We start from the raw sequence: 17,387 nt of genomic DNA on the forward strand, positions 1-17,387 counted from the left end.
TCGCGTAGGGCAGCCGAAATTTCTTTCTCGGATCCGTGTAGGGCGTGCGTGAACGGGGTATTGCCTGCGCCACGGGTGAGTACAGGAAAGTGCGTCAACCCGTTCCAGATCAGGAAGGAAACCCCGATGGCGACCACCACTGACTACGACGCACGCCGTGTATCCGACAACGACACCCAGGACAAGTCCTCGCTTCGCGAGCTGGCGCCGACCCTGCAGGGGGCCGGCTCCGTCGTGGTCGACGAGGACGCCAATGATGTGCACTTCTTCGAACTGCCCGGCGCCGACCTGTCCGGGGAAGAGCTGACGGTGACCGTGATTCCCCAGCGGGCCGACGAGTTCACCTGCTCGAGTTGCTTTTTGGTGCAGCACCGGAGCCGGTTGTGCCGCACCAGTTCCGGCCTTCCGGTCTGCGCCGACTGCGCGTGATACCGCAACGGTTCACCGGATGGTGACCCTCGGTCGTGCCGTGGCGCTGCCTCGCGCCTGCGCCGAAATGTCACAGGCTTGAACTAGATTCATCGGACAAGTCTGCGTCGGCGCGAACGGCACGTTGAGGAGTCATGGAGAAGGTTCTCGGGTCGCTCCTCTTGCTGGGGTTGGCTCTCCCTTGGTATTTCACGCAGAAGGCCACCGGCAGCCCGCCGGCGGGATTTCTGGCCGGACTCGGCGGCCTCGTGGTGGCGGTCGCCGTCCTGTGGTGGCTTTCGGTGCAGCGGGACCGCCATCAGGCCGACGCACATCGCCGGCGCGACCTGAAATACGCGAGATCCGGCCTGCGGGCCATCGATCGAATGTCGGGTGCCGAATTCGAGGAATTCGTTGCAGCGCAGCTCCGCATCGCCGGATACAGCGTCACGCCGACGGCGAGCACCGGCGACTACGGAGTGGATCTCATCGCCAAGAAAGACGGCGCGCGCATGGCGGTGCAATGCAAGAGGCTGGCCAAGGCCGTCGGTGTTGCCGCGGTGCAACAGGTCGTTTCCGGGGCGCTACACCACGGCTGCAAGCGGACGGTCGTGGTGACCAACCAGACGTTCACGAAGGCGGCCCGCCAATTGGCCACCACGCACCATTGCCGTCTGGTGGGGCGCACGCAATTGCGGAGCTGGACCCGGGTCGCGCCCCTTCCCGCGCGTGGTGCCCGGCGCACGCCTGGGGTCGCGCCTCACGCCGGGCAGCAGCGGCTGGAACCGGAGTTGGAAGCCTAGGAGTGGGCAGTGGGGGCGCGAGATACCCGGGGCCACAGCAAGTTCGGGCAGGCACATGGCGTCCACAGCGTTGCGCGCGGGTTACATCACCGCGCAGTTGCGCCTTCGATCACCCTGCGCGCTATGCCCCGCAGCGGGGTGTCCATGCTCTGATGCAGTTTTACCAGGGTTGCGCGGGCGACGTCAGGTGGTAGCGTCCGGCGCACCGGCCTGACTTGGGAGCGACAATGGCGGCAACCGAAGACAAGTGGATCTGGCCGGCGGCCATGGCCATCCCCAAGGAGGGCTATTTCGAGCTTGAACGCGGTCGCTACGGGCCGGTTTATCCCCGCACCCCAGCCTGCTACGGCTTTTCGATCATCGCCAAGGTCAAGGAAGGCCGGGAAGAAGCGGTTCGCGCCTACGGCAAGCAGATCGAAGAAGCCATCAAGGCCGATCCCGAAGTGCTGGCCCCGCTGCGGCTGCACTACTTACGTTGGCAGCTCTTCGACGTCGGGTCGGGGCTGCACTTCCAGTACCAAGGCATCTTCGACACCGACTTCGACAAGTACACCGAGGACGCGGTGCAGCTGTTCAGCCAGACCGGGATCACCACGGTCTTCACCAACCTCGAGGGTTTCCCCGAAGACTGGCGCGAAAACCCTGGCGCCTTCGTCGAGTTCGTTCGCGAGCACCAGTGCCCGAGCTTTTTGGAGTACGGGGAATACCCCTATGTCACGGCTGACGAGATCAAGAAGGCGCTGCGGCTGAAGGCGGCGTTCGGCACCATGCTGGATCAGATGCAATGACGCCCATCGGAGCGTGCAGATGCTTGAGCTCGACGACATCCAGCACATCCTGCTGACGCGTACGCCGGCCCTGACCGGACGTTACGAGTTTCTCTCTTTCGACGGTCCGGTGGTCGGTCGGGCATGGCTGTCCGAAATGGTCGATGTCGTGGAGTCCGCCGCGTCGGTGCGAGACGCCATGGACGATACCAACCGCTGGGTCACGCTGGGTTTCACCTGGAACGGCCTTCGGGCGCTAGGTGTGCCCGAGGAGGCTCTCGTAAGCTTTCCCGAGGAGTTCCGGCAGGGCATGGCCGCCAGGGCGGACATTCTCGGCGACACGGGGCACAACCACCCCGATAACTGGGTCGGAGGGTTGGCCGGCGACGACCTGCACGCGATCGCGATCCTGTTCGCTCGTGACGACGCCGAGCACGCCCGCGCCACCCAGGCCCACGATGACCTGGTGAGCAGGTGCGCAGGCGTGCGCAGGCTGTCGCATCTGGATCTGAACGCGACACCCCCGTTCGACTATGCCCACGACCATTTCGGTTTTCGGGATCGCTTGTCGCAGCCGGTGATAGAAGGGTCCGGCGAGGAACCCACACCCGGCTCGGGCCAACCGCTCAAGGCCGGGGAGTTCATCCTCGGCTATCCCGACGAGATCGGCCCGGTGGCCCATCTGCCCCAGCCGGCCGTACTGGCGCGCAACGGCACCTATGCGGCGTACCGACGACTACACGAGCACGTGGCGTTGTTCCGCGACTACATCCGTTCGCAGGCCCGTGCGCCCGGCGACGAGGAGTTGTTGGCGGCGAAGTTCATGGGCCGATGGCGCAGCGGCGCTCCTTTGGTCCTCGCGCCCGACAGGGATGACCCGGAGCTGGGCGAGGACTCTATGCGCAACAACGACTTCAACTACAAGGAGATGGACCCACACGGATACGCGTGTCCTCTGGGCGCGCACGCCCGACGGCTCAACCCGCGCGACACCGCGCCCAACATGAACCGGCGACGAATGATCCGCCGCGGCGCCACCTACGGGCCGGCGCTTCCTGAGGGTGCGCCCGAGGACGGGGTAGACCGCGGGATCGCCGCGTTCATCATCTGTGCCAGCCTGATCCGGCAGTTCGAATTCGCCCAGAACGTATGGATCAATGACCGCACGTTCCATGAGCTGGGCAACGAGCACGACCCGATCTGTGGAACACAGGACGGCACAATGGAATTCAAGATACCGAAGCGGCCAATCCGTCGAGTCCTCAAGGGGCTCCCTGCGTTCACGACGCTCACCGGTGGGGCGTACTTCTTCCTGCCAGGCATCAACGCCATGCGATACCTCGCCACGCTCGACAAATAACCGGGGAACGATCATGACCGCACTGCCTGCCGCACGCAGCTACAACCAAACCCACCTGGCGCGCCCGCGCACGGGCGGACGACGAATCAGCATCTACTGGACGTGGAGCTATCCGTGGGAATCCCAACGCGCCCTTCAAGCGTTGGACAACCGTTTTTCGACGATGACCGAAGTGCGCAGAGCGGCCTGGCCCCACTACGAGGGACCGGAATGGGATCAGGCGCACTTCTTGCAGGGCATCGCCGGCACCTTGGAGCTTTTCCACCGTTCGACGCTGGCGTTCCAGCAGCTGGCGACCGAACTGACGGGCCATCCGGTCGCGGTGTTCCAGCGCATCGACCAGGCCGGCTACCGGCTGCCGATCGACGAACGGATACTGGCCGACACCGACACCCTGATGGTGTTCGGGCTCGACCATCTCGTCGGCGAAGCCGAAGCAGAGACCGCAGAAATCTCCGCCATTCGCGAATGGCTGAAACGAGAAGGCACCTGCCTCTTGCTGGCGCCCCACCACGACGTCGGCTTCACCGACGACATGGCCCAGCGCCAGATCGAATACCTGCACCATGGAGATCCGCTGGTGCCACGACAACAACGATTCACCGCATACACGCGCTCGCTGATGAAGGCGCTCGACATTCCCGTGCACAACACGTGGGGACTGCGTCCCGCCCTGGTGGAGGGAACTAACCAGATCGCACCGCTCACCGGCTTTCGCGACCTGGATACGCCGGGGCTGCTGAACAACGTCACCACGCTGAACTTTCACCCACATCTGCCGCACTACGAGCTCACCGCTGCCGAAAGCGATCTGCTGCGCGTGCTGGGCAGGCAACGTGTCGACCCGCACCGGCCACATCCCTTTACCGAGGCGGGCAACAGCGAATTCAACGCGTTGATCTGGATGCCGCCGGCCGCCGACCGGGGCGGTGACATCGTGCTCGTCGACTCCACAAATTTCACGACGCTGTTCGGCGGAACTGACAGCCTCAAAAGCTTTTGGCGCAACCTGGCGACGATGAAACGGTAGAGCTGCTACGACATGGGTCGGGGTGGCGGGATTCGAACCCACGGCCTCTTCGTCCCGAACGAAGCGCGCTACCAAGCTGCGCCACACCCCGCTTGAAGCTCCGACAGCCTATCGCACCGGGCCGGCTGGCCAAACCGCGGTGCGCCCGGTCATGTCCACGAGCAAGAACGCTCGAACTCGACGAGCGCCTCGGCCGGGCCGGTCGGATCAAGTCCCTGCGCCGCCACCCACTCGTCGCTGAAGTAGGTGTCGCGGTAGCGGTCGCCGCTATCGGCGAGCAGCGTCACCACCGAACCGCTGCGGCCGTCGGCGACCATCTCGGCGAGCAGGCCGAACGCACCCCACAGGTTGGTGCCCGTCGACGGCCCCACCCGGCGTCCCAACACGGCGCTGACGTGGCGAGCGGCCGCGATCGACGCCGCGTCCGGGACGGCCACCATGCGGTCGACCACGCCGGGGAGAAACGACGGCTCGACCCGCGGCCGGCCGATGCCCTCGATCCGCGACGAGGTCGGCATCACTAAGTCGTTCGGGTCGTCCCGACCTTGCGCGTAGGCGGGGAAGAAAGCGGAGTTCTCCGGGTCGACGACGCACAACTGGGTGACGTGGCGCCGATAGCGGATGTAACGCCCGATCGTGGCGCTGGTTCCGCCGGTGCCGGCGCCGACCACGATCCATTCCGGGACGGGGAAGCGCTCCTCGCGCATCTGCTCGAAGATCGACTCGGCGATGTTGTTGTTGCCCCGCCAGTCCGTGGCGCGTTCGGCGTTGGTGAACTGGTCCAGGTAATGCCCGCCGGTTTCCCGGGCGACACGCTCGGCCTCGGCATACACCTCGCTGGAGCTCTGCACGAAATGGCAACGGCCGCCGTGGTCTTCGATGAGTGCCACTTTTGATGCGCTCGTCGCTGCCGGCATCACCGCGACGAACGGCAGCCCCAGCAGCGCCGCGAAATAGGCCTCGGACACCGCCGTCGAACCCGAGGACGCCTCGACCACCGTGGTGCCCTCGTCGATCCAGCCGTTGCACAGGGCATAGAGAAACAACGAGCGGGCCAACCGGTGCTTGAGGCTGCCGGTGATGTGGGTGGTCTCGTCCTTGAGGTACAGCGCTATTTGGACTTGGAGGTCGTCCGGCCAGGCCGACGGCAGCGGATAGCGCAGCAGGTGGGTGTCGGCGCTGCGGCGGGCGTCGGCGTGGATCAGCCGGATCGCGTTGTCGGTCCAGCAACGTGAGCGGCTGCGGACCGCGATCCGGGTCCGGTCGGTCAACGCGCCGAAACTGTTGGCTGCGAACGGCTCAGGTCACTGGCCGCGTCGCGGTCGCCTATCGGGGAGGAGATCAACGTCAGCATGGTTGCCTCGGGCCTGCAGCAGAACCGCACCGGCGCGAACGGTGAGGTGCCCATCCCCGCGGACACGTGCAACCGCATGTGTGCGCCCCAACGGGACGGCCCCTTCGCGCGTGAGCGATCCAGACCGCAGTTGGTCACCAGCGCGCCGTAGTACGGCAAGCACACCTGCCCGCCGTGGGTGTGTCCGGCCATCACCAGTTGATAGCCGTCGGCGGCGAAACGGTCCAACACCCTGGGTTCCGGGGAATGGGTCAGCCCCAGCCTCAGGTTGGCGGCCGGGCTGGCCGGGCCGGCGATGGTGTCGTAGCGGTCCCGGTCGATGTGCGGGTCGTCCACGCCCGCGGCGGCGATGTGCAGACCCGCCACTTCGAACTCGCGCCGAGTGTGGGTGAGATCGAGCCAGCCGCGCTCGGTGAACACCGCCCGCAGGTCCTGCCAGGGCAGCGGTTCACCGCGGACCCGGTGTGACGGATTGGTCACGTAGTTCAGCGGGTTTTTCAGCCGCGGCCCGAAGTAGTCGTTGCTGCCGAACACGAAGACGCCCGGCCGCGACAGCAGGTCCCCCAGGGCCTGGATGACCGCGGGGACGGCCTTCGGGTGGGCCAGGTTGTCGCCGGTGTTGACCACCAGGTCGGGTTCCCAGCCGGCCAGCTCCCGCAGCCACGCCTGTTTGCGGCGCTGGCCGGGAGTCATGTGGAGATCACTGATATGCAGCACGCGCAGCGGTGTAGAGCCGGGGCTCAACACCGGCATGGTGATCTCGCGCAGGACGAACGCGTTGCGCTCGATGATCGCGGCATAACCGAGGCCGGCGACGCTCGAACCGAGCGCCGCGGCACCGGCACGTATCAGGACGGGCACAGCTCGGCGACGATGCGGGCCGCGAGGCGCCCCGGGGAGGAGCCGGGCAATCGGGACTTGAGCATCAGCCATGGTGGCAGCTTACTGTCGGTCGCGGACCGGCAGCGTATCTCGTGTGTCACGGCGCCTGGCCGTACGACGATGCGGCCCGCGAAGCCGGGGTGCGCAGGAGTGCGGCAATCACGCCTGGCCGTACGACGATGCGGCCCGCGAAGCCGGGGTGCGCAGGAGTGCGGCAATCACGCCTGGCCGTACGACGATGCGGCCCGCGAAGCCGGGGTGCGCAGGAGTGCGGCAATCAGGCCTAGGGCGGCGGCTGGCCGGGCGCCGGCGGCGGTGGCGCCAGCAGCGGAATGGTGATCGGCGGCAGCCCCGGGATCTCGACGACCTGCGAGCCGACCGGCACCGGCGCACCTTCGGGCGGCGGGGGCGGGGCGGGCGGTATGCCGTTGCTGACCTGGATGGTGATGATCGACCCCGGAATCGTCGCGCCGCTCGGCGTCGTTCCGACCACCTCGCCCTGCTTCGCGCTGCTGTTGACGAAATTGTTTTGGTCGGCGACCTGGAAGCCCGCCTCCTTGATGCGCTGGCGTGCCGCCTCGATATCCAGGCCCGCCACGCTCGGTACCCGCGACCCGGGTGAGCCGTCGACGTAGCGCGGGTCGGTGGGCGGCAGTTGCACCGGCCCGAAACTGGTGGCGATCGGCTTCATCGCGGTGAACCACGTGCGCGCGGGCTCGTTACCGCCGTACAGGTCGCCCTCGCCGCAGTGGCGCAACGGGGATGAGCACAAATCCGTGGGGTTGGTGGAGTCGTCGTAGATGTAGTTGGCCGCCGCGTAGTGGTTGGTGAAGCCCACAAAGCCCGAGGAGCGGTGGGCCTCGGTGGTGCCCGTCTTACCGGACATCGGCAGGTCCCAGCCGGCCGCGCCGGCCGAACCGGCCGCCGTGCCACCGCCCAGGGCGTCCTTGCTCATCGCGTTGGCCAGGGTGTTGGCGAGACCCTCGGGGACGACCCGGTCGCAGGTCTCGGTGGTCACGGCGACTTCGTTGCCCTTGCGGTCCACCAGCTTGTCGATCGGGTTCGGCGGGCACCAGGTGCCGCCCGAGGCGAGTGTGGCCGCGACGTTGGACAGCTCGAGCGCGTTTACCTCGATCGGGCCCAGGGTGAACGAGCCGATGTTCTGCCGTTTGACGAAGTCGGCCAGGCTTTCGTTGCTGTCGGGGTTGTAGTCGCGGGCGGTGCCGGGGTCGGCGTAGGACCGCAGCCCGAGTTTGATCGCCATGTCCACCGTGCGCGTCACGCCGACCTGCTGGATCAGCTTGGCGAACGCGGTGTTGGGCGAGGTGGCCAACGCGTCGGTGACGTTCATCGACCCGCGGTAGTTGCCGGCGTTGATCACGCACCAGTTGTCCTTCGGGCAGCCCTTGGCCCCGCCGCTACCCATGCCCTTCGCCTGGAAGCGCCCCGGCACCTCGAGGGTGGCGTTGATGCCCATCCCCATGTCCAGGGCCGCGGCCGTGGTGAAGATCTTGAAGACGGATCCTGCGCCGTCGCCGACCAGCGAGAAGGGTTGCGGGCGCATGGTTTGACCGGCGTCGACATCCAGCCCGTAGGTGCGGTTGCTGGCCATCGCCACCACCTTGTGCGACGTCTTGCCGGGCTGGATCACGCTCATCACGCTCGAGATGCCCGGCAGCGTCGGGCTGGCGAACTTGTCGATGGCCGACTTGACCGGGATCTGCACGTCCGGGTCCAGCGTGGTGCGGATCAGATAGCCGCCCCGGGCCACCTGTTCCTTACTGATCCCGGCCCGCGACAGGTACTCCTGCACGTAGTCGCAGAAGAACGCCCGATCGCCCGCCGCGATGCAGCCGCGGGGCAGCTCGTTGGGCTGCGGCAGGACACCCAGCGGCGCGGCCTTGGCGGTTTGCAGCGCGTCGGCCTCCTGCGGGATGTTCTGGATCATGGTGTCCAGCACCAAGTTCCGTCGCGCCAGAGCACCCTCGGGGTTGGTGTACGGGTTGAGCGCGCTGGTCGACTGCACCATGCCCGCCAGCAGCGCCGCCTGCTGCCAGTTCAGGTCGGAGGCGTTGATGCCGAAGTAGGTCTGGGCCGCGTCCTGTACGCCGAACGAGTTGTTGCCGAACGAGACCAGGTTCAGATACCGGGTCAAGATCTCGGGCTTGGTGAAGGTCTTGTCCAGCGTCAGCGCCATCCGGATCTCGCGCAGCTTGCGCGCCGGGGTGGTTTCCACCGCCGCGCGCTTCTCCGCGTCCGTCTTCGCGGTGACCAGCAGCTGGTAGTTCTTGATGTACTGCTGCTCGATGGTCGAACCGCCCCGCGTGTCCACGTCACCACGGGCATAGCCCGCCAGGCCGGTCAGCGTGCCCTTCCAGTCCACCCCGTTGTGGTCGGCGAAACGCTTGTCCTCGATGGAGACGATCGCCAGCTTCATCGTGTTGGCGATCTTGTCGCTGGGCACCTCGAACCGGCGCTGCGAATACAGCCACGCGATGGTGTTGCCCTTGGTGTCGACCATCGTCGTCACGGCCGGTACCTCGCCCTCGAGCAGCTGCGCGGAGCCGTTGGCGACCACTTCCGAGGCCCGATTGGACACCAGGCCTATCCCACCGGCGACGGGAAAGAGGAGGGCCGTGGCGACGACACTGGCCAACGCACAGAACCCCGCGAGCTTCAGAATCGTGAGCGCGGCCGGGGGGCGATCTGACATGGCTACTACAGTAGCGGCCTCCAGTCACGCCGCCACGCTGCAAGTTCACCCAGAAATTGCGGCAATCGCGGCCTGGGGCCTGCCTTGAGAATTTGCGGTTGCGTCACAGGTCAAACGGGTAACACAGTGTGCAAGATCACTTCCTCGCCCATGTTTTTGGACGAGACGGGACGGTCGTCCCAAAAAAAGCGTTATCGGACTGTTGCGCAATTGGCACCTGACCACCTAACTTAGACACAAGGTGAGATTCAGATAACACCGAAGTACATATGAGGCGTAGGTCGCAAGGCGGGATCTGCACCCAGGAGGGCGGCCGTGACGGGCGGCCGGTAGGGAAGGGATCAGTTCGTGTCACCAATACGGCCGGCGGCGCGCAGGACAAACATTGCAGCCGCACAAGGGGTACTCCGCAGCGTCGATGCTGAAGAACGGATCGCTTGGGTTTCGAGGGCTCTGTGTCGCACGACCGATCCCGACGAACTGTTTGTCCGCGGCGCGGCCCAGCGCAAGGCGGCAGTGATCTGCCGGCACTGCCCGGTGATGCAGGAGTGCGCGGCAGACGCGCTGGACAACAAGGTCGAGTTCGGGGTGTGGGGCGGCATGACGGAGCGGCAACGCCGCGCGCTGCTCAAGCAGCACCCCGAGGTGGTGTCCTGGGCGGACTTCTTCGACAAGAGCAGAACCCGCACCGCCGGCTGATCCCTGGCCGGAGCGCAAGCGCTCACCCCGCTGTCAGGGTGCGGCCTAAGCGACCGAAGTGATCTGGTCGGCGAGGGCACGCAAAGCTTCCAAATCTGAAACGTCAAAGGGCAGCGACGGAACGCCGACGACCGGCACGTGCGGGTTGGCCCCGGTGAATCGGGAAAGCAATCTGACTTCCCGCTTGGCGGTTTGCGCGCGGTCAGCATGAATTCGCAACACGGCTGCGGCCAGCGACGCGACCTCGGAGTCGGTCTCTTGCTCCAGCATTTCGGTTCCGTCGATCGCGCGCTCGGCCGGCAGAGAGCACAACGTCGGATGCGTGCGGTTCAAGACCAGCCCGGCGAGCGGCATCCCTTCCTGCGACAGCCGGTCGACGAAGAAGGACGCCTCGCGCAGCGCATCGGGCTCGGCCGCCGACACGACAACGAATTGCGTGCCACGCCTTTTCAGCAGCGCATAAGTGCGATCGGCCTTCTCCCGGAAGCCACCGAATGTGGCATCCAGTGACTGCACGAAGGCCGCGGCGTCGCCGAGCATCTGTGAGCCCAGGATCGTGGACAGCGCCTTCATGGCCAAACCCATTGCGCCGGTGACCAACCGGCCGATACCCCGGCCAGGCGCCAGCAGCAGCCGCCACAGGCGGCTATCCATGAAGCTGCCCAGTCGCTTGGGGGCGTCCAGGAAGTCCAGCGCATTGCGCGACGGCGGGGTGTCGACGACCACCAGGTCCCAGCGATCCTCGGCCAGCAGCTGACCCAACTTCTCCATCGCCATGTACTCCTGCGTGCCGGCGAGCGAACTGGCGACGGTCTGATAGAACTGGTTGTCCAGAATCGCTTGTGCGCGACCGGGTCCGGAGTACTGGACCACCATCTCGTCGAAGGTGCGACGCATGTCGAGCATCATCGCGTGCAGCTCGCCGGAGACCTCCGGCGCCAGTGGGACTCGCTGCGGCGTGTTGCCGAGGTCGTTGACCCCCAGCGCCTGGGCCAGCCGCTTGGCCGGGTCGATCGTCAAGACGCAGACGTTGCGGCCGTATTCGGCGGCGCGCAGGGCGATCGCGGCCGCGGTAGTGGTCTTGCCCACGCCACCCGCGCCGCAGCACACCACCACCCGGTTGGCTGTGTCGGCCAGGATAGCGCCCATATCAAGATGTTTCGGTGTGACGCTCATCGAACTCCCTGCTGCGCAAGTGATTCCGATAGCTCGTAGAGGCTACCGAGGTCGACGCCGTCGGAAATGGCGGGAAGTTCCAGCCGCGGGACTCTCAACGCATCGAGCTGTTGCGCGATCTCGGTGCGCGTGGCGATCACCGTCGCGTGCTCGATGGTCTCTGTCAGAAGACCAGCGAAGTCATTGTCGTTCAACGTGATTCCAGACATTTCCAACCCGGCTCGTACCGAATCCGCGTCGACATCCCCCTCGGCGGCCTTCGCCAGATCCGCCGGCTGCAGGTGGGAGGGAATGTTGCGGTTCACAATCACACTGCCGATCGGCAGCTGCATCTCGGCGAGCTCCTCGATGGCTTCCAGGGTCTCCTGGACGGGCAGTGCCTCCAGCAGGGTGACCAGGTGAATGGCGGTCTGATCGGAGTGCAGCAGCTTCACCACGCCGTCGGCCTGCGAGTGCACCGGGCCGCCCTTGGCCAGATCGGACACGGCCTTGGTGACATCGAGAAAACGCGCGATCCGTCCCGTCGGAGGGGCGTCGACGACGATCGCGTCGTAAACCGGGAGCCGATTCTTGTCGACGCGTATCACCGTCTCTTTGATCTTGCCGGTGAGCAGCACGTCACGCAGACCGGGCGCGATGGTCGTCGCGAACTCGATCGCACCGATGCGGCGCATCGCGCGGCCCGCGATGCCCAGGTTGTAAAACATGTCGAGGTATTCCAGGAACGCGGCCTCGATGTCGATCGCCAGGGCGTTGACCTGACCGCCGCGTTCGGCGGTCGCGATCTTCACCTCTTGATAGGGCAGGGGCGGTACGTCGAAGAGTTGCGCAATCCCTTGGCGGCCCTCGACTTCCACGAGGAGGACCTTGCGGCCGCCGGCCGCCAGCGTCAGCGCCAGCGCGGCCGCAACCGTCGACTTACCCGTACCGCCTTTGCCGGTCACAAGATGCAAGCGGGCCTTCGTCAAGCGCGCCGGCCAGCCGACGGCGCTACCGCCGCTCGATGTGGTTGCCACCTTCGCATGCTAGCCCGGCCGGGCTGGCCGGAGCGGTTCACCTCCGACCGATAAGCTCGGCGCATGAGCCAACTGACCACATGGGAGTACGTCACCGTCCCGCTGCTGACGCACGCCACCAAACAAATCCTCGACCAGTGGGGCGCCGACGGCTGGGAGCTGGTGTCCGTGCTGAACGGGCCAACCGGCGAGCAGCACGTCGCCTACCTGAAACGCCCTAAGTAACCGAGGTCGGTCCGATGAGTGCCCAGCCCTCCTGGAAGGCCCGGCTCTCCGAGCTCGGTCTCGCGCTGCCGGAGGTGGTCGCGCCGCTGGCCTCCTATGTGCCGGCGGTGCGCACCGGCGACCTGGTCTACACCGCGGGCCAGCTGCCGATGCAGGCCGGGAAGCTGACGGGCACCGGCAAGCTCGGAGCCGAGGTCAGCCCGGACGAGGGCAAGGCGCTGGCGCGAATCTGCGCCCTCAATGCGCTGGCGGCGGTCGACTCGCTGGTGGGTATCGACTCGGTGACCCGGGTCGTGAAGGTTGTCGGGTTCGTCGCATCCGCTCCCGGTTTCAATGGCCAACCGAGCGTCATCAACGGGGCCTCCGACCTGCTCGCCGAGGTGTTCGGCGACCGGGGCGCGCATGCGCGTTCGGCGGTCGGCGTATCTGAGCTGCCATTGGACGCGCCGGTGGAGGTGGAGCTGATCGTGGAGGTCGGCTGACGTCCGTGACCGAGGTTGCTGGGCTGACCCATCCCGCCTACGGCAGGTTGCGGGCGGTCACCGACACCGTCTCGGTCCTGTTGGCCGACAACCCCGGTCTGCTGACGCTCGAAGGCACCAACACCTGGGTGCTGCGCGGCCCGCGGAGCGACGAGCTGGTCATCGTGGATCCCGGGCCCGACGACGACGAGCACATCGCGCGGATCGCCGCGCTGGGCCGCATCAGTTTGGTGCTGATCAGCCACCGGCACGGCGATCACACCGACGGCATCGACAAGCTGGTCGAGCGGACCGGCGCGACGGTCCGGTCGGCGGGCAGTGGCTTTCTGCGCGGTCTTGGCGGTGAGCTGGTCGACGGCGAGGTGATCGACGCGGCCGGGCTCAAGATCAAGGTCATGGCCACCCCCGGCCACACCGCCGATTCGCTGTCCTTCGTGCTCGACGATGCCGTGCTGACCGCCGATACGGTGCTGGGCCGCGGCACCACCGTCATGGACTCCGAAGACGGCAGCCTGACCGACTACCTGGAATCGTTGCGCCGGCTGCGTGGACTTGGCCATCGCACCGTGTTGCCCGGGCACGGGCCGGACCTGCCCGACCTAGACGCCATCGCGCGGGGATACCTTGCGCACCGGCATGAGCGGCTGGAGCAGGTGCGATCCGCGTTGCGGGAGCTCGGCGAGGACGTAGGTGCTCGCCAGATCGTCGAGCACGTCTACGTCGACGTCGACGAGAAGCTGTGGGACGCCGCCGAATGGTCGGTTCAGGTGCAGCTGAATCACCTGCGCGGCTAGCGCCCCCGGCGGGGGACGCTACCGCGCTCGCGGTTGGATTCTCGCTCGGTCGCGCCCGCGCTTCGCGCGCGGTTGGATTCTCGCTCGGTCGCGCCCGCGCTTCGCGCGCGCTTACCTCGCTCGGCGCGCGAGCCTTTCGGAGTCCGAGATCAGCACGCTCTTGCCCTCCAGGCGGATCCAGCCGCGGTGGGCGAAATCGGCCAGCGCCTTGTTCACCGTCTCCCGGGAAGCCCCGACCAGCTGCGCGATCTCTTCTTGCGTCAGGTCGTGGGTGACCCGCATGGCGCCACCCTCTTGGGTGCCGAACCGCTGGGCGAGCTGCAGCAGCTGCTTGGCCACCCGGCCCGGCACGTCGGTGAAGATGAGGTCGGCCAGGTTGTTGTTGGTGCGGCGGAGCCGTCGGGCCAGCACCCGCAACAACTGCTCGGCGATCTCGGGACGATCGGCGATCCACGCGCGCAGCGCGTCTCGGTCCATCGACACCGCACGCACCTCGGTGATGGTGGTGGCGCTGGAAGTTCGCGGACCCGGGTCGAAGATCGATAACTCGCCGAACATGTCCGACGGGCCCATGATCGTCAGCAGGTTCTCGCGTCCATCGGGCGAGCGGCGACCGATCTTCACCTTCCCCGCGACGATGATGTAGAGCCGATCCCCCGGTTCCCCCTCGGCGAAGACTGTGTGTCCGCGGGGGAAGTCGACGGGTTGCAGCTGCTTGGTCAGTGCTGTGACCGCGCCGGGCTCAACACCTTGGAAGATTCCGGCCCTTGCCAGGATCTCGTCCACGTTGCCTCTTCAACTTTCCCAGAAAATTAATGTGATACGGGCAGGCTAATCCTTTGCTCGCGTGACGAGTCTAAAGGAACGCCATTGTGTCTAACGTGCCAACGCTACACAGGATTGGCGTGTCGAGGTGCCCTAAATTGCGGATCGACGTGCGAATGGCCGTGGATTCGCGTCGGTAGCGTCATCTCATCGCGGTCAACGAAGCCGATTACGAATGACGGCGCGGCGTGCCGCGGTCCGCCGTCGCGCCCGGTCAACGCGGGACCGGGCAGCTGCCGGGCCTCGCGCCGATGCAGGTATTCGAGCGCCTCCGGCATGCCCTCGGAGGCCAGCGTGCGCATATCGACGCCGCCCGCACGCTCGAGAAAGTCGTCGACATCGGCCACCGCCATCGGGTCACGGGTGAGCTCGGATTCGAGCCACCCCAGACCCAGCGCCGCCAGCATCAGCAACGCCGGAACACCGGCCACCAGCAACCATGACACACGAAGAGTAAACATGGCCTTGAATCAACACGAGGTCTCGGCGAGATCACGAAATCAGTACTCTGTCGTAGGTGACAGTGGCAAAGTCGTCCGGGCGCTCGAAATCAACGTCGGCCCAGCCCGGCGGCGTCGACGCCCGGCGCTGGTCGCAGGAATCCCGAGTCGGCTTGGTGCGACGGGCGCGGCGCATGAATCGCGCACTGGCACAGGCGTTTCCGGATGCGCACTGCGAGCTGGATTTCACCACGCCGCTGGAGCTGACGGTCGCCACGATCCTGTCGGCGCAGAGCACCGATAAACGGGTCAATCTCACGACGCCGGCTTTGTTCAAGCGGTACCCGTCGGCGCTGGATTACGCCCAGGCGGACCGCGACGAACTGGAGAGCCTGATCCGTCCGACCGGCTTCTTCCGTAATAAGGCGTCCTCGCTGATCGGGCTGGGCCAAGCCCTGGTCGAACGGTTCGACGGGGAGGTGCCCTCGACCATGGCCGAGCTGGTCACGCTGCCCGGGGTGGGCCGCAAGACCGCCAACGTGATCCTGGGAAACGCCTTCGGGATCCCCGGCATCACCGTCGACACCCATTTCGCCCGGCTCGTGCACAGGTGGCACTGGACCACGGAGAAGGACCCGGTCAAAATCGAGCACTCCGTCGGCGAGCTCATCGAGCGCAGTGACTGGACCATGTTGAGCCACCGGGTGATCTTCCACGGCCGCCGGGTGTGCCACGCGCGCAAACCCGCGTGCGGCGTCTGCCTGATCGCCAAAGACTGCCCTTCCTTCGGCCTCGGTCCCACCGAACCGTTGTTGGCCGCGGCCCTGGTGCGGGGTCCGGAGACCGAGCACCTGCTCGCGTTGGCCGGGCTGTAAGCCGCGCCGGAACCGACTCGCACAGGGGCCGCAATGTCGATGCTGACCCGGAAGGTTCGCTGGCACATCGCGATTCTGGCGGTGGTGGTGGCGCTGATTGTGGCGCTGGTGGCCGAACTGCGTGACCATTCCGCCACGACGGGGACGCCGTCGACCGAACAGGCGACCGATCAGACAATGGCCGACCGGGAACACCGCGACGCCGATACCGCCGCCGCGTTGGCGGGTCCGCGGCAACGCGCCGGCCTGCCGCCGTGTCCCGGCGCCGGAAGCGGTCCCGGCCCCGAGGCGCTGCGCGGTGTGACGGCGGAGTGCGCCGCCGACGGTTCGGTTGTCGATGTCGCCCGAGCGGTTGCCGGACGCCGGGTGGTCCTCAACCTGTGGGCATATTGGTGCGCGCCGTGCGCCGCCGAACTGCCCGCGATGGCCGAGTATCAACGACGGGTCGGTTCAGACGTGACGGTGGTGACGGTCCATCAGGACGAGAACGAGACCGCCGCCCTGCTGCGGCTGGCCGAGCTCGGTGTTCGGCTGCCGACCTTGCAGGACGGTCGTCGCCGCGTCGCGGCCGCGCTGCGGGTGGTAAATGTGATGCCCGCGACGGTGGTTCTGCGGCCGGACGGTAGCGTTGCCCAGACGCTGCCGCGAGCTTTCAACACTGCCGACGAGATCGCGGCCGCGATCGGAACCGACAGGGGATAAGCGGAAAAATTGAACCGACTGGAGGGGCCGTGAGTGCTGGGGGTTCGCCCCTGCGGAATGGGGACCCCGGCCCCGCGCGCGGGACCGTTCCGCTGACGCCTGACACCTGCCCGTCCTGGCTGCGTCCGCTGGTCGACAACGTCGATGACATTCCCGACGCGGCCCGGCGCCGGCTGCCGGCCGACGTGCTGGCGATGATCACCACCACGGCCGCGTCGGCGGTCACCGCCCTGCGCGAAGCCGCTGTCCTGGTGCTGTTCTCCGGCCCGCAATCGGGCCCACCCGACGGCGGTCTCCCCGACGATGCCGACCTGTTGGTCACCGTGCGGGCGTCGACCTTGCGCCACCACGCCGGCCAGGCGGCGTTTCCCGGTGGCGCCGCCGATCCCACCGACGACGGCCCGGTGGCCACCGCCCTGCGCGAGGCCCGCGAGGAAACCGGAATCGACGTCAGCAGGCTTCATCCCCTGGCCACCATGGAGCGGATTTTCATCGCGCCCTCGCAGTTTCACGTCGTCCCGGTCCTGGCGTACTCACCGGATCCCGGCTCGGTCGCCGTCGTCAACGAGGCCGAAACGGCGATCGTGGCGCGAGTTCCGGTGCGCGCCTTCATCAACCCGGAAAACCGGTTGATGGTGTACCGCGGCGACCTCGGCCGCCGGTGGGCCGGCCCGGCTTTTCTGCTGAACGAGATGCTGGTCTGGGGATTCACCGGCCAGGTGATCTCCGCGTTGCTCGACGTCGCCGGCTGGGCACAGCCCTGGGACACGGACGACGAGCGGGAGTTGGACGCGGCGATGGCCCTGGTCGGTGCACGGGGTGAGCCGACCCGATGA

19 protein-coding genes and 1 tRNA gene are annotated in these 17,387 nt (G+C 66.8%); 12 read left to right on the forward strand and 8 right to left on the reverse strand.

The annotated features are described in order from the left end of the window. Positions 1-126 precede the first annotated feature (126 nt). From EPN51_RS09235 to EPN51_RS09255, 5 genes are all read left to right on the forward strand, one after another. Positions 127-429 (forward strand): DUF4193 domain-containing protein, encoded by a 303-nt coding sequence (locus EPN51_RS09235; RefSeq protein WP_293040721.1) that lies wholly within the window; start codon positions 127-129, stop codon positions 427-429. A 134-nt stretch (positions 430-563) separates the two neighbouring features. Next, complete coding sequence (locus EPN51_RS09240) at positions 564-1,211, forward strand: restriction endonuclease (protein ID WP_293040724.1); 648 nt, start codon at positions 564-566, stop codon at positions 1,209-1,211. Between the two features lie 227 nt (positions 1,212-1,438). After that, positions 1,439-1,999: a hypothetical protein gene (locus EPN51_RS09245; RefSeq protein ID WP_293040727.1), complete on the forward strand. Its 561-nt coding sequence runs from the start codon at positions 1,439-1,441 to the stop codon at positions 1,997-1,999. Between the two features lie 19 nt (positions 2,000-2,018). Beyond that, a complete protein-coding gene (locus EPN51_RS09250; protein ID WP_293040730.1) occupies positions 2,019-3,338 on the forward strand; it encodes a peroxidase in 1,320 nt (439 codons plus the stop codon). Positions 3,339-3,351: 13 nt separating this feature from the next. After that, positions 3,352-4,368 (forward strand): hypothetical protein, encoded by a 1,017-nt coding sequence (locus EPN51_RS09255; protein ID WP_293040732.1) that lies wholly within the window; start codon positions 3,352-3,354, stop codon positions 4,366-4,368. A gap of 17 nt (positions 4,369-4,385) precedes the next feature. Here the strand turns inward: EPN51_RS09255 and EPN51_RS09260 are convergent. The 4 genes from EPN51_RS09260 to ponA2 all read right to left on the reverse strand — a co-directional run bounded on the left by EPN51_RS09260 (position 4,386) and on the right by ponA2 (position 9,317). Beyond that, positions 4,386-4,459: transfer RNA gene (locus EPN51_RS09260), tRNA-Pro, on the reverse strand. Positions 4,460-4,517: 58 nt separating this feature from the next. Next, positions 4,518-5,639 (reverse strand): PLP-dependent cysteine synthase family protein, encoded by a 1,122-nt coding sequence (locus EPN51_RS09265; protein WP_293040735.1) that lies wholly within the window; start codon positions 5,637-5,639, stop codon positions 4,518-4,520. Further along, positions 5,636-6,655 (reverse strand): metallophosphoesterase, encoded by a 1,020-nt coding sequence (locus EPN51_RS09270; RefSeq protein ID WP_293040737.1) that lies wholly within the window; start codon positions 6,653-6,655, stop codon positions 5,636-5,638. The genes EPN51_RS09265 and EPN51_RS09270 overlap by 4 nt, the downstream gene beginning before the upstream one ends. Positions 6,656-6,887: 232 nt before the next feature. Continuing rightward, positions 6,888-9,317: a transglycosylase/D,D-transpeptidase PonA2 gene (gene ponA2, locus EPN51_RS09275; protein ID WP_293040740.1), complete on the reverse strand. Its 2,430-nt coding sequence runs from the start codon at positions 9,315-9,317 to the stop codon at positions 6,888-6,890. A gap of 348 nt (positions 9,318-9,665) precedes the next feature. Here ponA2 and EPN51_RS09280 point away from each other — a divergent pair, with 348 nt between their 5' ends. Then, positions 9,666-10,016 (forward strand): WhiB family transcriptional regulator, encoded by a 351-nt coding sequence (locus EPN51_RS09280; protein ID WP_293040743.1) that lies wholly within the window; start codon positions 9,666-9,668, stop codon positions 10,014-10,016. A gap of 45 nt (positions 10,017-10,061) precedes the next feature. Here the strand turns inward: EPN51_RS09280 and EPN51_RS09285 are convergent, their stop codons facing one another. Together EPN51_RS09285 and EPN51_RS09290 are read right to left on the reverse strand one after the other, a co-directional pair. Next, positions 10,062-11,192: an ArsA family ATPase gene (locus EPN51_RS09285; RefSeq protein ID WP_293040746.1), complete on the reverse strand. Its 1,131-nt coding sequence runs from the start codon at positions 11,190-11,192 to the stop codon at positions 10,062-10,064. Beyond that, positions 11,189-12,208 (reverse strand): ArsA family ATPase, encoded by a 1,020-nt coding sequence (locus tag EPN51_RS09290; protein WP_293040749.1) that lies wholly within the window; start codon positions 12,206-12,208, stop codon positions 11,189-11,191. Before EPN51_RS09290 ends, EPN51_RS09285 begins: the two co-directional genes overlap by 4 nt. A 63-nt stretch (positions 12,209-12,271) precedes the next feature. Between EPN51_RS09290 and EPN51_RS09295 the strand changes: the two genes are divergently transcribed. Genes EPN51_RS09295 through EPN51_RS09305 form a run of 3 tightly spaced genes read left to right on the forward strand, consistent with a single transcriptional unit; the run spans position 12,272 to position 13,709 of the window. Next, on the forward strand, positions 12,272-12,433 hold the full coding sequence (locus EPN51_RS09295) for a DUF4177 domain-containing protein (RefSeq protein WP_293040752.1): 162 nt from the start codon (positions 12,272-12,274) through the stop codon (positions 12,431-12,433). 14 nt (positions 12,434-12,447) lie between these two features. Then, a complete protein-coding gene (locus EPN51_RS09300; RefSeq protein ID WP_293040755.1) occupies positions 12,448-12,915 on the forward strand; it encodes a RidA family protein in 468 nt (155 codons plus the stop codon). Between the two features lie 5 nt (positions 12,916-12,920). Then, positions 12,921-13,709, forward strand: a complete 789-nt coding sequence (locus EPN51_RS09305) for an MBL fold metallo-hydrolase (RefSeq protein WP_293040758.1) — start codon at positions 12,921-12,923, stop codon at positions 13,707-13,709. A gap of 111 nt (positions 13,710-13,820) precedes the next feature. Here EPN51_RS09305 and crp read toward each other — a convergent pair whose 3' ends face one another. Both crp and EPN51_RS09315 read right to left on the reverse strand, forming a co-directional pair. Then, positions 13,821-14,495: a cAMP-activated global transcriptional regulator CRP gene (gene crp, locus EPN51_RS09310; protein ID WP_007772229.1), complete on the reverse strand. Its 675-nt coding sequence runs from the start codon at positions 14,493-14,495 to the stop codon at positions 13,821-13,823. A 104-nt stretch (positions 14,496-14,599) separates the two neighbouring features. Beyond that, a complete protein-coding gene (locus EPN51_RS09315) occupies positions 14,600-14,995 on the reverse strand; it encodes a hypothetical protein (RefSeq protein WP_293040819.1) in 396 nt (131 codons plus the stop codon). Between the two features lie 173 nt (positions 14,996-15,168). On the opposite strand from EPN51_RS09315, the gene nth reads away from it, so the two are divergent. The 3 genes from nth to EPN51_RS09330 are packed head-to-tail and all read left to right on the forward strand — an operon-like array spanning position 15,169 to position 17,387. Continuing rightward, positions 15,169-15,849: an endonuclease III gene (gene nth, locus EPN51_RS09320; RefSeq protein ID WP_293041077.1), complete on the forward strand. Its 681-nt coding sequence runs from the start codon at positions 15,169-15,171 to the stop codon at positions 15,847-15,849. A 33-nt stretch (positions 15,850-15,882) separates the two neighbouring features. Then, complete coding sequence (locus EPN51_RS09325) at positions 15,883-16,551, forward strand: TlpA disulfide reductase family protein (RefSeq protein ID WP_293040843.1); 669 nt, start codon at positions 15,883-15,885, stop codon at positions 16,549-16,551. A gap of 29 nt (positions 16,552-16,580) precedes the next feature. Beyond that, positions 16,581-17,387 (forward strand): CoA pyrophosphatase, encoded by an 807-nt coding sequence (locus EPN51_RS09330; protein ID WP_293040846.1) that lies wholly within the window; start codon positions 16,581-16,583, stop codon positions 17,385-17,387.

Origin of the sequence: Mycobacterium sp. (genome assembly GCF_004298145.1) — a bacterium.
Lineage (GTDB): Bacteria > Actinomycetota > Actinomycetes > Mycobacteriales > Mycobacteriaceae > Mycobacterium.

Bases quoted from the DNA above. Each gene is read 5' to 3' on its own strand.
- EPN51_RS09235 (WP_293040721.1), top strand. From the start codon at position 127: ATGGCGACCACCACTGACTACGACGCACGCCGTGTATCCGACAACGAC.
- EPN51_RS09240 (WP_293040724.1), top strand. From the start codon at position 564: ATGGAGAAGGTTCTCGGGTCGCTCCTCTTGCTGGGGTTGGCTCTCCCT.
- EPN51_RS09245 (WP_293040727.1), top strand. From the start codon at position 1,439: ATGGCGGCAACCGAAGACAAGTGGATCTGGCCGGCGGCCATGGCCATC.
- EPN51_RS09250 (WP_293040730.1), top strand. From the start codon at position 2,019: ATGCTTGAGCTCGACGACATCCAGCACATCCTGCTGACGCGTACGCCG.
- EPN51_RS09255 (WP_293040732.1), top strand. From the start codon at position 3,352: ATGACCGCACTGCCTGCCGCACGCAGCTACAACCAAACCCACCTGGCG.
- EPN51_RS09270 (WP_293040737.1), bottom strand. From the start codon at position 6,655: ATGGCTGATGCTCAAGTCCCGATTGCCCGGCTCCTCCCCGGGGCGCCT.
- ponA2 (WP_293040740.1), bottom strand. From the start codon at position 9,317: ATGTCAGATCGCCCCCCGGCCGCGCTCACGATTCTGAAGCTCGCGGGG.
- EPN51_RS09285 (WP_293040746.1), bottom strand. From the start codon at position 11,192: ATGAGCGTCACACCGAAACATCTTGATATGGGCGCTATCCTGGCCGAC.
- EPN51_RS09295 (WP_293040752.1), top strand. From the start codon at position 12,272: ATGAGCCAACTGACCACATGGGAGTACGTCACCGTCCCGCTGCTGACG.
- EPN51_RS09300 (WP_293040755.1), top strand. From the start codon at position 12,448: ATGAGTGCCCAGCCCTCCTGGAAGGCCCGGCTCTCCGAGCTCGGTCTC.
- EPN51_RS09315 (WP_293040819.1), bottom strand. From the start codon at position 14,995: ATGTTTACTCTTCGTGTGTCATGGTTGCTGGTGGCCGGTGTTCCGGCG.
- nth (WP_293041077.1), top strand. From the start codon at position 15,169: ATGAATCGCGCACTGGCACAGGCGTTTCCGGATGCGCACTGCGAGCTG.
- EPN51_RS09325 (WP_293040843.1), top strand. From the start codon at position 15,883: ATGTCGATGCTGACCCGGAAGGTTCGCTGGCACATCGCGATTCTGGCG.